Here is a 15,091-nt window from a genome sequence, read left to right on the forward strand (position 1 = left end):
TCAGAAAATCCGGCGACGGATATTTCTTTTCAGCAAAAACGTAATCAGAGCTAAAATCAGGAGAAAAAGCAGGCTTTCCAATTGGTGGTTTTTACGAAAAAGCTGAGGATTTTCATACCATTTAAAGGCCAGTATCAGGCCAATGAGCATTTCTATCCAAAAGAATAATTGTAAAATTGACAGCACAACTGAGATAATCAGCTTCCTGAGATATGGAAAAGGTTCTTTTTTCATACTTTTTTCCGGCTAAGACATTTCAGATTGAGGTTCAAATCGGCCCATTCTACCTGAAAATCATACAAAAGCCATGCAAAGAAACGCTTTGCATGGCTTTTAAAAACAATGTCTTTCTTAGAAGAAAAATCCTCCGATCTGAATCACAAGAGCACTTCCATAAGGTGAAGTCTTAAAGCTGTTGGCCGACGGATAATTTAAATCATACATTACCTGAATGTTTAATCCTATTTTTGAGCCAATTCCCACACCAATTAAAATCGGATTACTGTAACTGAATGTATATGGTCCGGAATCTGAGAGGCTGGAATAGTTTTCCACCTGCCCTACTAAATATCCCTGACCTACCAACTGCTGAAGAAAAGGCAGATAACGTCTTGCAAAAATCCGCTCACCCAAAAGGTTATTGGAGTAGCGGTTTCCATAAATATCTTTAATCGAATAATACTGATACGTTAAGCCTAGTCCTACAATTGTTTCATTTGTTGCCTGATAACCTACCATCGGGGAAATACCGATACTGGTTGGATTTCCGAAACTAAGCCCTGAAACGCCCCCTCCTATTCTGATTCTCTGGCGAAAAGGAAGATCTCTTACATCCGGTTCCTCATCTAAATCTCCTGTCGCACCTTCCTGCTTGATTACTACAGGATCCTGCGCGTAAATTTTAGTAAATGAAGCTGTAGCTAAAAAAATAAAAAACAATAATTTCTTCATGGTTAGTAACAATTATCTGTTATCAAGTGCTGTAATAAGTATGTTAGAAAAACCTGGAAAGTAAGATTTACCTGCACGCAGGCATGATAACAAAGTTAACGTAAACATTCTTTACTTTCGTCTGCTTATATCCAGTTATTTTTAGAATGCTTCTGATCATACTTTCCGGGAAAGCCGTTCTTTCAATTCTTTTAAAATCAGGAAACAATCTAAGGAAAAATATTGTATATGTTAAGATGGGGCTTCCGGAAAGCTGTAAAATTACAGAATGATTTTTTTCGTTTTAAAAAGAATTGCCCGGATCAGCTTTATCAGATAATCAGCCTGTATTTGTTTTACCCTGTACTCCGGGAATAGGATTTCCGGTAAAATTGCCACAAAAGGTTCTGATCTGTTTATTAAAATAATTATATCCGTCAACTTTTAAGGACCAATTGGTTTAAGAAAACAAAGTTTCATTATAACTTCGCTAAATGAATACTACCACAATTGCCGCTCAAAATATTTTACCATCTGTAGAAGACCTTGACCCGAGAAATTTCATTGTTATCAAAGGGGCTAAGGTGAATAACCTGAAAAACATCGATGTCGCTATTCCCCGAAATAAACTGGTGGTTGTCACCGGTCTGTCAGGTTCGGGAAAATCATCTCTGGCATTTGATACGCTTTTTGCAGAGGGACAACGCATGTATGTTGAGAGTTTGAGCTCATATGCCCGCCAATTTCTCGGGCGTATGGAGAAACCGGATGTGGAATATATCAAGGGCGTTTCTCCGGCCATTGCAATTGAACAAAAGGTTTCCAGTAAAAACCCCCGTTCTACGGTAGGAACCACAACTGAAATCTATGATTATCTCAAATTGCTTTTTGCCAGAATCGGAACTACATTTTCTCCGGTTTCCGGGAAAAAAGTAAGCAAGGATACCGTCACTGACGTAGTGGATTATATTCTGAAACATGATGAAGGGCAAAGAGTAATGATTCTTTCTCCCCTGTTTCTCAAAGAAGGAAGGAATATAGCTGAAGAATTAAAGATACTGCTTCAAAAAGGTTATACCAGGATTCTGGTAGACGGAGAGACCCGGTTTCTGGAAGAAATATTTGACAATACAGAAGAATTAAAAACACTGGGGAAAATCAAACGCGTTCATGAAAATGTGCGCATTCTGATAGACAGGGCTGTCGTGAAAAAGGACGAAGAAGGTCTTCCGGATGAAGAAACTCAATTCAGACTTTCAGATTCAGTACAAACGGCTTTCTTTGAAGGTGACGGAACCTGTATTGTTGAAATTATCGGCGCTGAAACCAGGCATTTTTCTGACCGCTTTGAGCAGGATGGTCTCATTTTTGAAGAACCTACACTCAATCTTTTCTCATTTAACAACCCATACGGCGCTTGCCGCAGATGCGAGGGTTTCGGAAAAATACTGGGTATTGATGCAGATTTGGTGATTCCTGATAAAAATATTTCAGTTTATGAGGGCGCTATTGCCCCCTGGAGAACTGAAAAAATGTCAGAATGGCTATCTCCTTTGCTGAAAACAGGAATAAAGTTTGATTTCCCGATTCATCGTGCCTATAAAGACCTTTCTGATGAACAAAAGAAAGTGCTTTGGACCGGAAATCAACATTTCCACGGGCTTGATGAGTTTTTCAGCATTTTAGAAAAAGAAACACATAAAATACAATACCGGGTTATGCTTTCCCGCTATCGCGGACGTACAACCTGTCCTGAATGCCAGGGTTCCCGTTTGCGTAAAGATGCAGGATATGTAAAAATAGCTGCGAATGATTCATCTGAAGGAAAATCAATTATTGATTTGGTTTTAATGCCTATCTCTGAGGTTTCAAAATTCTTCAGAAATATTCAGCTTCCCGAACATGAATTTGGTGTTGCCAGAAGGATTTTACTTGAAATTGAAAACCGTCTGGAATACCTTGAACGGGTAGGATTGGGATATCTGACGCTAAACCGCCTCACCTCAACTTTATCCGGTGGTGAATATCAGCGGATTAAACTGGCAACCTCCCTGGGAAGTGCCCTGGTTGGTTCGATGTATATTCTTGATGAGCCTTCTATCGGTTTGCACCCTAGAGATACACAGCGGCTGGTTTCTGTATTAGAGTCATTACGGGATCTGGGTAATACCGTTATTGTAGTAGAACATGAAGAAGAAGTAATGCGTGCGGCGGACCAGATTATTGACATTGGCCCGGATGCAGGCTCTCATGGTGGTGAACTGGTTTTTCAGGGGAATTTTGGTAATATCAATAAAGAAACGGCCAATCTTCTCCATTCACATACCCTGAACTTTCTTACCGGAGAGGATGAAATTTCCGTTCCGAAATTCAGGAGAAAATCTACCGCTTTCATTGAAATAAAAGGCGCTTATGAGAATAATCTGAAGGATATTTCAGTAAGGTTTCCTTTGGGCGTACTTACGGCTGTAACCGGAGTTTCCGGATCCGGAAAATCTACTTTAATCCGGAAAATACTCTATCCGGCTTTAGGCAGAACTTTTGGCACTTTTTCTGATGAATCAGGAAAATTCGCTGAACTGGGCGGAAGCATCAATAAACTGGAAGCTGTAGAAATGATTGACCAGAATCCAATCGGAAAATCTTCCCGCTCCAATCCTGTTACTTATATTAAGGCTTATGACCAGATTCGTCTGATTTATTCTGAATTGCCGATTGCCAAAGCCCGTGGATATAAACCTTCTCATTTCTCATTCAACATTGACGGCGGACGCTGTGAAGTTTGTCAGGGTGAAGGTGAAACCACCATTGAAATGCAATTTATGGCAGATGTCAGACTGAAATGTGAGTCTTGCGGAGGAAAGCGTTTCAAACAGGAAATCCTTGACGTAAAATATGAAGGCAAAGATATTGCTGATATCCTCGATCTGACAATTGATGATGCCATTGATTTTTTCCGTAAAACCGAACCGAAACTTACCGAAAAACTGATGCCTTTGCAAGAGGTAGGTCTGGGTTATGTGAAACTGGGTCAGTCATCCAATTCCCTTTCAGGAGGAGAAGCACAAAGGGTTAAACTGGCAAGTTTCCTGGGAAAAGGCAATCAAAACAAAGGAAAAACATTGTTCATTTTTGATGAACCGACTACAGGTCTGCATTTTCATGATATCAAAAAGCTCTTAAAAGCAATCAATGCTTTGGTTGAGCAGGGAGATTCTGTCATCATTATTGAGCATAACATGGAGGTGATCAAATCTGCTGATCACATCATTGACTTAGGCCCGGAAGGAGGAAATACAGGAGGATATATCACATTCGAAGGCACACCTGAAGAAATGGTAAAAATCTCAGATAACCACACTGCAAAATTCCTGAAAGAAAAAATTAAAGGCTGATAACACCGGGAGCGGCAGTTTCAAAACAAAAACCTCATGGCGGTGAGGTTATAAAGTTTTTAAGCTACTTGTACTCCATGGCGGGCATTTTCCTTCTTATTTGCGCTTTTTTTACCCGTAGGCTGGCGTTGCACAATTTCGAAGTGAGAGATACTTTTAAAAAGACCTGTTTTTATTCGCTTTCGCAAAGCATCAGTCTCTGTTTTGTAGGTGTTATGCCCTCGCAATAATTCTTCAGCAATCTCTGCTGCCACCCAATCAACGGATTCAGCGGTTAGAGTGATGGGGTTTTTCATTGTATTTCAGTGTGTGTGGTTATGCTTGCAATTTTAATTCGTGACGCAATGACACAAGTAATCAACTTGTAGTCAAACCGTTAACATGCCACAAATTAACAAATAAATAATTGTTTTCATTACAATTATCGGAATATTTCTCTTACCCTTTTTCTGTGATTCAGGCATTTTCATTATATCGTCAATCATTTAACGGACTTTCAAGGTCGGTCTGGTTACTCTCGCTGGTGATGTTCATCAACCGTTGCGGGACGATGGTTTTGCCTTTTCTAACCCTTTACCTAACTCAGAAACTGCATTTCAGTGTCGCCGATGCCGGAATCGTTATGGGTGTTTATGGTTCGGGGGCGCTTTTAGGGACTTTTCTGGGAGGAAAGCTTTCTGACCGTATCGGTTTTTACAGAATTCAGGTAGCGGCTTTACTTTTGGCAGGGGTATTTCTCCTGATTCTGATGCATCTTACCTCTTTCTGGGCAATATGCGCAGGTGTTTTTTGCTTTACTACCTTAGGAGATTCCTTCAGACCTGCCAATGCTGCTGCCATTGCTTTTTTCAGTACAGCCGAAAACCGGACAAGAGCTTATTCTCTCAATCGGCTGGCTATCAATCTGGGCTGGTCTATCGGAGGCGGATTGGGAGGTTTTCTTGCAGCAATAGATTATGAATGGCTTTTCTGGGCAGATGGAATTACCTGTATTTTAGCAGGTATCGCATTAAGTATTCTGATTAAAGATCCGCATAGTCAAAAACCTGCAAAAAATCAGGAAAATCTGCACCATGAACCTCTTGCTTCGCCTTACAGGGACAGGAAATATCTTAGATTTGCCTTTTTTACAACTCTTTTTGCCATTTCCTTTTTCCAGCTTTTTTCTATGGAACCTCTTTATTTTAAACAGGTTCACCATATCTCAGAAGCCGGAATCGGAGCAATGATGACTATAAACGGGTTAATGATCGCCTGTATGGAAATGATACTGGTAACTCAGCTTGAGAAACGCCTTCATAAGCTGTCAATCATTGGTTACGGCATGATCCTTACCACAGCTTCTTTTCTGGTTTTCAATATCTGGGAAGGTGTATGGGTAGTCTGGCTCTCTATTATTCTGAATACTTTAGGTGAAATGTTCGCCATGCCATTTATGCAATCTGTTGCCGTAGAACGATCAAATGAGCAAAACAGAGGGCAATATCTGGCATTATATTCTATGTGTTATTCAATTGCACAGATTTCTGCCCCAACAATCGGCTCCCAGATTGTTCAGCATTTCAGTTTTACCATACTGTGGTATGTAATGGCTGGTTTCTGTATGACTTCCTATGTCGGATTCAGGTTTCTGAAAAGGAGATTTTAGCAGTTTTTTGTAAAAAACTGCCTTTTTACCTCATTCTTAAACTTTGCAGGGCTGCATTATTTTTCGAAATAACGATCATCGTTTGTCCGTTTCTGTTGTTAATTTTGATCACATCTCTGACATCTCCGTTAACATAAAGTCCGGTTTCCTGTCTTGAAGCCGGTTTAAAATTCCCTTTGCCATCTCCTAAAAGCAGAACACCCAGACTGGCATCGCAACGCCCCAGCTGAACTTTGAAGGTATTACAATTTCCTACCAGCAAAATATCTTCCTTCTGGTCTTTATTGAAATCCCCTGACAGGATTCCCTGATTCATCGAGAATTGTGCTTCCAGCGGTAAAACATGCGTTTTGAATTTCCCTTTACCGAGGTTTTCGAGGTAAATACTTTGAAGTGTATGAACGCTGAGCTGATTAGCCTTACGAAGTTCGCTGCCTGTAAAAATATCTTCAATTGTCGCATCTGCATAATCAGAATACCTGACGAAACGTTTCTTTAAGCCTACTAACTGGTCAAGCATTTCATCTCTTGAGGCAATAGGATAGCTTTTTCCCTGAATATAATGGCAAATGATCGGATCAATTCTTCCGTCATCATTAAAATCAGAAACATACATCACTAACGGCTCATTTTCAGAAGCCTGCAAATAGGAGTTTTGTCCCGCATTTCCCAAAACAAAATCTGTGTCACCATCTTTATCAAAATCATTTGCCAGCACGGAGGTCCACATACCTCCTGTTTTTTCGAGTCCTGCCTGATTTGAGATGTCAGTTAATTTACCATGATTATTCTTAAAAATCCTGACAGGCATCCAATCTCCGACTACGATTAAATCAATCCATCCGTCACCATCTGCATCACTCCAAACCGCATCTGTAACCATACCTGCGTTAGTCAGCTCCGGACAAACTAATTTTGTTGCATTGATAAATTTAGCTTCCTTTCCTTTGATGGTTTCATTTCTCAGCAACATGCTTTCTGAAGCAACAGGGAATTTCCCGGCGACCGCTCTTCCGCCTACAAACAAATCAAGGTCACCGTCTTTATCAAAATCACAGGCTTTTACACAACTTCCGTTGTTATGTTCCACAGGTAATCCATTCAAACTTTTTGTAAAATTGCCCTTGCTATCGTTCAGATAAAGGTGATCCTGCAATTGAGGAGAACCCGGCTGCCATTCATTACTGCCACTTACAACATACAAATCCTGGTCACCGTCACCATCTGCGTCGAAGAATAAAGTACCGATATTTTCACTCTCCTTATCAGCTTCCCAGGGCTGGGATTTTGAAGCACTGAACCTTCCGTCATTCTGCTGAAGATATAATTTACCAGACTGATAAATTGCACCTCCCACGAAGATGTCTTCCAGACCATCTCCATTCACATCAGCTTTGGTAAGTTTGGGACCTTGTCTCGACAACTGATATGGAATCAATGGTTCGCCCTTAAAATCAACAAAAAGGTCTTCTTTATGCACAAAATCCAGTCCTGTGTTTTGAGAAATATCTTCAAAAAGCTGGTTTTGTACAGGTTTTGTATTCAAAACAGGCATTTTTGCCATTTTTTGGTCAAAAACCAGGGTTGTATTCGCTTTGATCTGATTAAGTACCTGCTCCTTCCCATCCGGCCAGACAACTTTTACCTGTCTGATCAGATTCTGTTTACCTAAACCAAAATTAAGTACATTTTCTACAGAAGACTGAAAGCCACGAACGGGGATAGCTTCCTGATACTGTTTTGAATTTCCAAGATCAAGATATACTTTAGCTCCGGTACCAAATCTGTTTTTACCCGTTCCGTTTAGTTTTATTTTCAGGAATTTATTACCTGTCAGCTTCTCAGCATTATTGCGGTAAATCGTTGCCTTTTCATTGATGTTGCTCGTTATTAAATCAAGATCACCGTCATTATCCAAATCAGCATAAGCAGCTCCGGTACTTATATTCTCATCATTTAGCCCCCAGTCTTCAGTAGTATTCTGAAAAGTAAGATTTCCTTTATTTCTGAAAATATAATTAGGAACCTTTTCTGAAGAGAGCTGTTTAATTAATTCGCTTACGGGAAAATTCTTCTCATAAGCCTCCGGGGTTGAAAGATCTAATCCTGAAGCCTGGGCTTTTACCCTCGCATCAGGAACATCATATTTGACGAAATCCTGATTAGTAAAGTCTTTCATAATCCCGTTGGTAATGTACAGATCTTTCAGACCATCGTTATCATAATCCGCCAGTAAAGCCGACCAGCTCCAGTCGGTAGCAGAAATACCAGCAAGCTGCCCTATTTCACTGAAAACAGGTATGCCTTCTTTTGTGATACCTCTGTTCAATTGCAGCATATTCCGCATATTCTGGTGATGGTAACCACTATCTACCATCATCTGATAACGGTCAAACTCATCTGGCCCTTTTAGCATTTTCTGCCTGCGGTTGCCTTCCGGAAGCATATCCAGAGAAATAAGATCCGGCATCAGGTCATTGTTATAATCCGCCAGATCTGTACCCATTGTATTACGGGAAATATGTCCGAAAGCTTTCTTGGCAACTTCTGTAAAAGTGCCGTTTTTATTATTCAGGTATAAAAAATCCTGTTCTTCATAATCATTGGTTACATACATATCCGGATATCCGTCTCCGTTGATATCTCCCACGCTTACATTCAGACTGAAATTATTAGCTCCCCCGAAAATTCCGGCTTTTTCGCTGACATCCTCAAAATGTCCTTCATTGTTACGATAAAGACGGTTGCTGAAAAAAGGATGACGCTTACTGCGGAGTCGGGTGGTATTGAAAAAAGGGTTAAAAAACATGTCGGCATGGTTTACCATAAACATGTCCAGATCACCGTCCAGATCATAGTCAAAAAATGAAACCTGTGTAGTAAAAGCACCTTCTCCGTCCAGACCATATTCTTTGGCTCTTTCGGTAAAAGTCGGAACTCCTCCTTTTTCTTTTACGCCATTATTGATAAACAACTGATTGGCACGTTGCTCTTTTTCCATTTTTCCGGAATAACAAACATAAATATCAAGCCAGCCGTCACCATTCACATCAGCCATACAAACCCCTGTTTTCCAGTTTGGCCGGCCAGCCACTCCAGCCTTTCCGGTAATATCCTCAAACGCCAGATTCCCTTTATTCAGATATAGTTTATTCTCTACCTGATTTCCTGTAAAATACAAATCCGGCAAACCGTCATTATTAATATCCCCTACTCCTACTCCGCCACCATTGTAGAAATATTCATATTTCATAATATTGTTCTGGTGAGTTTCGGTAAGCGTGTTTTCGAAATCAATATGAGTCCGGTCAGTCTCCAGCCTGGAAAAGAGTTTATCTTTTTTCTGACATTCTGTGAAAAGTAAAAGAAAAGGCAAAAAGAGGGCACTCAAAAAAAACTTATCTGGAGCTGTAAATCCGTTTTTCATTTTATCTGTACAATGGGGTATCAATTCTGTTACAAGTTAGCTATTTTTAAAAGAATAACAGGAATAATTATCTCCGGAAAGCTTTATTGCTAAAGACTTAAAAAGGTTTGAAACGTCTATTTTTGTTTCTTTTTTTCCAAAATCCGGAACGGGAGAAATGAGATGGCAGGGCATTAACCTATGATATTTTATAACTAAAGTATAACTTTACCAATAAATCCTTAACCATCTAATATGAAAAAGCGCCACGAGGTATTATTAGTGCTGTCAATTCTTTCTCTCATCACTTTTTTAGACAGGATCGCTATTTCCTCAGCCGGAGAACACATTACCAAAGATCTTGGACTTTCAACGGCGCAATGGGGCTGGATTTTAGGAATCTTCACACTTTCTTATGGAGCATTCGAAGTACCTTCAGGGCTTTTGGGTGACAAAATCGGCGCAAAGAAAGTACTCATCAGAGTGGTGTTATGGTGGTCTGCTTTTACTGTTTTAACAGGTTTTGCCACGGGTTTCTGGTCATTATTCCTTATACGTTTTCTCTTTGGTATCGGAGAAGCCGGAGCTTATCCCAACATCTCCATTGCTTTAGCAAAATGGTTCCCTTCTACAGAGCGAGGGCGTGCTCAGGCCATAATCTGGGCAGCAAGTCGCCTGGGTGCAGCACTGACACCGTTACTGGTCATTCCCATTCAGCGGAATTTCGGGTGGGAAGTCTCATTCTATGTACTCGGTCTGGCCGGAGCATTATGGGTTATTTTCTGGGCATTCTGGTATAATGAGGAGCCTGCTCAGGCAAAAGATATTTCTGAGAATGAATTACAGGAAATCCTTTCCAAACGCCAGCTGGATGATCATACTTCCCGGTCGTTCTTTAGTTTTCTCAAACATAAGAATCTATGGTTATTATTAATCATGTATTTCTGTTATGCTTCCGGGGCTTATTTCTTCCAGGGTTGGCTGCCTAAATACCTTCAAAGAGGAAAAGGCTTTTCGGAAGAAGAGCTGAAAATGGTCACTTCCCTCCCGTTTCTGTTTGCAGCGGCAGGCTGCCTTACCGGAGGTTTTCTCAGTGATAAATGTGTAAATCGTTTTGGAAGAACAACAGGGAGAAGAATTATTCCTGTTGTAGGATTATCCGTATCAGGTATTCTACTGATTGCCTGTGCATTAACCGACAACAAAGAAATTGCCTTAATTTTTCTCTCTGTAGGAGGAGCTTTTATGGATTTTACTGCTCCTGTTTCCTGGGCCGTAGCCATGGATATTGGCGGAAAAAGCAGCGGTACCATTTCAGGTGCCATGAATACAGCCGGACTTACAGGCGCTTATATAACAACAGTCAGTTTCGGTTATCTGGCAACATCGTTCAACTATAACACACCTGTCTGGCTGATTGGAGGAATGCTCCTTTTCGGAAGTATTTTATGGTTTTGGATTGATGCAGAGAAAAAACTCACCTAAATACTTCCCGGAAACCGAAAGCATTTAGGTCATATCCCGTTTAACTTCTTTACCCCTCTGTAAATCGGATAGCTTAACAGAAGGAATATTAATGCGAATTTACTGCTTTGAATATCCTGATAAACGGCTCCGATCAGAAACAGAAAAGAAACTGCCAGCATCAGAATCGGGACAAAAGGATAAGCCCAGACTTTATATGGTCTTGGTAAATCCGGCTCTTTTTTTCTGAGCATCAGAACGGAAGCAAAACCCGAAGCATAGCTTAATACGAAAAAGAAAGTGGCAATATCTGAAAGCTTTTCACAGGTATCTTTTCCACTGATAATCAATAAAACAGAGCAAAAAGCTGTCAGTGGCATCGCTACAGAAGGTGTTCCTCCCTTATTTACCTTGGTTCCTGATTTGATAAAAAGACCATCTCTGCTCATCGAAAAAATTACGCGCGGGGCAAACATAATCTGGGTATTTACAATTCCTAAAATCGAAAGCATCAGGAAGAAAGTAATGATTTTACCGGATTTCTCTCCAAAAATCAGTTTAATAGCATCTGCCGCCGCCAGTTTTGACTGTGCAAGTGTTTCTATTGGCATGATGTAGAGTATTGCCAGGTTAACCAGCAAGTATATTACCACGATAAGGAATAATCCGCTGATCATTGATTTAGGTAAGTTTTTGGCAGGATCAGTATTTTCTTCCGCAAAATAAGCCGCAGTATGCCAGCCGTCAAAGGCGTAGAAGATAGATTGTAAAGCTGTAATAAATCCGGCCAGAAGGCCTGCTGAACCTATTTTCCGGGTCGTTTCAACCACCTGCTGTCCCTGAACATCTTTTCCGTAAACAAAACATATGATCACAAATGCAAACAAACCCACGGCCTTCAGAAATGACATAACTTCCTGGGATTTTCCGGCAATGGCTACTCCCATCCAATGAAAAAGCGTCAGTAAAATCAAAATCCCGATCGCCATCCATCTCATAAATGACTCTGCATCAGGTAACAGCAAGGCAATGTATTCACTCATCGTATAAGCTCCGAAACCCAGGGCAGCAACGGTTCCGAGCCAGCTTGTACTTCCTACGATAAATCCTATATAATCTCCAAAAGCTCTTTGGGCATATACATACCAGGCTCCGGCCTTCGGAACGGAAATGCCTAATTCAAGGGTACACAAAACACCTAAAAAGGCATACAAACTAACAAGAAGCCAGGTCATCATAATCAGATAAGGATCTCCTAACTGCGCAGCGATTGGTCCTGGTTTCCTTAAAATCCCTGTTCCGATGGTTCCTCCAATTGTTACTGCAATCCCAAAACCTACTCCTAATATTTTAAAAAGCTTATTGTTTGTTGAAGTCGAAGTGTTTGTCATTCCTGAATCTTTTCTTGAAAATGAAATCTGAGAAACTAAATAAGAAGATTTCTGATGGAAAATCTCCCGGTCATTCTAATGTTTAAAAGTATATTGATAAGCCCACCATATTAACAGGCCTTGCAAGGGTAACCGGAGATAAAGCAGCCATTCCGGGATTTTGGTAAATTTTCCACTGGTCAGCATATAGACATTCGCCGGAAAAACGGCAATCAATAAGGCAATCACACCCCAGGCAGCCCAGATTCGGGTTTGCGGAAAAAATAAAGCAAGGCCGAGTACTACTTCAGCAACGCCGCTCCAGAAAACAAGCGCGTCATGAAAAGGCAGATAAGGAGGCATAATGGCTTTATATACGCGGGGATTTCTGAAGTGATATAGTCCGGCAAGAATGTATAATAATGCCATCAGATAAAGGCCGTATTTAAGCATAGCTAAAAGTTTGTATGAAGGTTTTTTCTGTAAGCAAAAACGCTTAAAGTGGTAATTTTTACTTTACATTTTCAACCTGACTATTGCTGAATCCGGTTTATATTAAAAATTCAGGAGAAAATATCATTAATTGTACAATGTTCTTAAGCCCATTTTTTCTTTCTTCCGAATTAAAGTCAGATTTGATGAGCCTTTAAAATTAAATATACAGATAAAAAAACAAAAACCTGTAAGGATGCCTCACAGGTTTTCGGGAAATATTCTAAATCAATCACTTATATTTTCAATACCATTCAAAAACGGTACTGTACTTATTTTAATGTACGTTCCGGGGATTCATTTTCAGGTTAAAATCACAGAAGAGGGCTGAAATAAATTCTATTTCTATCCACAAACCTTATAAAATGAGTAGCAATACGGAGTCCTTTTTCGAAATTTTCAATGATTGAAGCACTTCTTTTCCGATTTGCACATCTAAAGTAATGAATTTTACATTCATAGCAAGAATATGTCTCTTAATAATTAAGGAATTATCAATAATAACCAGTAAAACTATCCTTTTTGTTAAAGAATTATTCACAAACGGATCATCATTCACAGACAACCGTGAGTCGGAAGCAGGATATTTCCAGGTTTGTTTTTGCCGGCTGTTACAACTTTTATGGCTCCTGATAATTATTTCCGGATAAAAAATATTAATAGGCCCAAATGAGGAATTTCATCAATGAAATGACCTAAAATCTCCTTGAAATGCGAAAAATAAATCTAGGTATTTCCTCTTAAAAATCTTTACGAAAAGTATTTTAAACTTTTTATTATCAAACGGTTAAGATAAAGTTTTTTTTTACGTAAATTAGGTTATTAGAACCTCTTTATCATGAAGCGCTATCTGAGAATAATATTGATAAAAATAATACTCATTGCAGCCTTGCCTGTCATCGGGTATTCTCAAAAAGGTGAAGCTGATACTGTTCAATTATTAGCCAATTCACTTACTTCTCCCGCACGTGTTTCCAAGAACAAGGACAAGCTCAGAATGTCTTTGCTCTCGGAAGAGAAATATGGTTTTCAGCTCATTAATAAAAGGCAGAAACAGACAAGAATTCCCTTCGAACTTCAATCCAATCTGATTGTAGTACCAGTTAAGATTAATAATTCTGATACCCTTCATTTCATTTTGGATACCGGTGTCAGTTCTATTATTATTACTGACCCGAAAGTAGCTACCATGCAGCATATGAAAGCACTGAGAAAGGTACGGATTGCCGGAGCAGGTGAAGGAAAGGATATACAGGCCAGCGTAGTGCTTAACAATACCCTGCAAATGGGTGATATGATTGGTTTCCGCCAGAATCTTGTGGTACTGGATGATGATGTTTTACAACTTTCCCAGTTCGTAGGCTCTCAGATTCACGGAATAATCGGATATGATATTTTTAACAGATTTGTGGTAACCATTGATTTCGTAAGCCGGGAAATTGTCCTTCAAAATCCGGAAGATTATGTTTACAAGCCTAAAAAAGGCATGAAATTTCCTATATCCATTGAGGAAAACAAACCCTATTTCAGTTCCCTTGAACTCGTTGACAGTGACAAAGTTACTCCGCTAAAAGTGGTTTTAGACACGGGAGCAGGCCATGCTTTGTCTATTGATCTGGCTAAAAGTACCACGCTACATACGCCGGACAAAGTAGTAAAAGCCCAGTTAGGTCGTGGACTCAGCGGCATAATCAACGGAAGTCTTGGCAGAATACGGAAAACACGTCTTGGTTCTTTGGAAATTCCTAACATTATTGCCTCATTTCCGGACAGTACCTCTGTAAAAGCAAAAGTTTCCCCTAATTCTTCCCGACAGGGAAATATCGGCTGTGAACTGCTGAGACGTTTTACCGTAACTTTTAACTACAGAGATCAGTACATTGTCTTAAAACCGATTCCAAGAAGATTACGGGAGCCATTTGAACACAATATGACCGGAATGGAATTAACCGCAAAAGGTCAAAGTTTCAGAGAATATTTTATTGAAAGAATTCTGAATAGCTCTCCGGCCGAGGAAGCCGGTTTCAAAGTAGGCGACAATATTATTATGATTAATGGTAGGCCTTCGAGAGATGTGTCGATCAGTGAAATCTATAAGATGTTTCAGAAAAAAGAAGGAAAGGTTGTTGATTTCGTAATAAAACGAGGCAACGAATATCTCATTACCAGCCTTAAATTAAGACGTTTAATTTAATTCATGACTTGTAAAATCTCTACTTGTTTTTAACGTTTCTCATCAGATACCTGTATAATACTGGCCGTTTTTCCGTCAGCTTATGCAGGTATTTCTGTATTTAAAAGATTCCATGATCTTTAGTTATATGAATTCATTTCATTTCTCCGTTAAGACCTGATGTACGCCTTTCAATCGAAATACATTTAAAAT

At 39.8% G+C, this 15,091-nt stretch carries 10 protein-coding genes; 4 read left to right on the plus strand and 6 right to left on the minus strand.

The features are described from left to right. Together BM179_RS19830 and BM179_RS19835 are read right to left on the minus strand one after the other, a co-directional pair. Window positions 1-234, minus strand: coding sequence for a hypothetical protein (locus BM179_RS19830; protein WP_092018918.1), 234 nt, complete (start codon window positions 232-234; stop codon window positions 1-3). A 117-nt stretch (window positions 235-351) separates the two neighbouring features. Next, window positions 352-951, minus strand: coding sequence for a hypothetical protein (locus BM179_RS19835; protein ID WP_092018919.1), 600 nt, complete (start codon window positions 949-951; stop codon window positions 352-354). 473 nt (window positions 952-1,424) lie between these two features. Between BM179_RS19835 and uvrA the strand changes: the two genes are divergently transcribed. Next, the gene (gene uvrA, locus BM179_RS19840) at window positions 1,425-4,325 is read left to right on the plus strand and encodes an excinuclease ABC subunit UvrA (protein WP_092018920.1); all 2,901 of its coding nucleotides are present in this window, start codon (window positions 1,425-1,427) and stop codon (window positions 4,323-4,325) included. Between the two features lie 59 nt (window positions 4,326-4,384). On the opposite strand, the gene BM179_RS19845 is transcribed toward uvrA, so the two are convergent. After that, a complete protein-coding gene (locus tag BM179_RS19845; RefSeq protein ID WP_092018921.1) occupies window positions 4,385-4,621 on the minus strand; it encodes a hypothetical protein in 237 nt (78 codons plus the stop codon). Window positions 4,622-4,731: 110 nt separating this feature from the next. Here BM179_RS19845 and BM179_RS19850 point away from each other — a divergent pair, with 110 nt between their 5' ends. Beyond that, the gene (locus BM179_RS19850; RefSeq protein WP_229632991.1) at window positions 4,732-5,973 is read left to right on the plus strand and encodes an MDR family MFS transporter; all 1,242 of its coding nucleotides are present in this window, start codon (window positions 4,732-4,734) and stop codon (window positions 5,971-5,973) included. Window positions 5,974-5,998: 25 nt separating this feature from the next. On the opposite strand, the gene BM179_RS19855 is transcribed toward BM179_RS19850, so the two are convergent. Then, a complete protein-coding gene (locus BM179_RS19855; protein ID WP_092018923.1) occupies window positions 5,999-9,400 on the minus strand; it encodes a VCBS repeat-containing protein in 3,402 nt (1,133 codons plus the stop codon). Window positions 9,401-9,634: 234 nt separating this feature from the next. On the opposite strand from BM179_RS19855, the gene BM179_RS19860 reads away from it, so the two are divergent. Then, complete coding sequence (locus tag BM179_RS19860; RefSeq protein ID WP_092018924.1) at window positions 9,635-10,864, plus strand: MFS transporter; 1,230 nt, start codon at window positions 9,635-9,637, stop codon at window positions 10,862-10,864. Between the two features lie 29 nt (window positions 10,865-10,893). Here the strand turns inward: BM179_RS19860 and BM179_RS19865 are convergent, their stop codons facing one another. Then, window positions 10,894-12,234: an APC family permease gene (locus tag BM179_RS19865; RefSeq protein ID WP_092018925.1), complete on the minus strand. Its 1,341-nt coding sequence runs from the start codon at window positions 12,232-12,234 to the stop codon at window positions 10,894-10,896. Between the two features lie 75 nt (window positions 12,235-12,309). Then, window positions 12,310-12,666: a DoxX family protein gene (locus BM179_RS19870; protein ID WP_092018926.1), complete on the minus strand. Its 357-nt coding sequence runs from the start codon at window positions 12,664-12,666 to the stop codon at window positions 12,310-12,312. An 877-nt stretch (window positions 12,667-13,543) separates the two neighbouring features. Between BM179_RS19870 and BM179_RS19875 the strand changes: the two genes are divergently transcribed. Further along, window positions 13,544-14,899, plus strand: a complete 1,356-nt coding sequence (locus tag BM179_RS19875) for an aspartyl protease family protein (RefSeq protein ID WP_092018927.1) — start codon at window positions 13,544-13,546, stop codon at window positions 14,897-14,899. The last annotated feature ends 192 nt before the right edge of the window (window positions 14,900-15,091 follow it).

The sequence above is a fragment of the Pseudarcicella hirudinis genome (genome assembly GCF_900115665.1).
In the GTDB taxonomy this organism is placed as follows: domain Bacteria; phylum Bacteroidota; class Bacteroidia; order Cytophagales; family Spirosomataceae; genus Pseudarcicella; species Pseudarcicella hirudinis.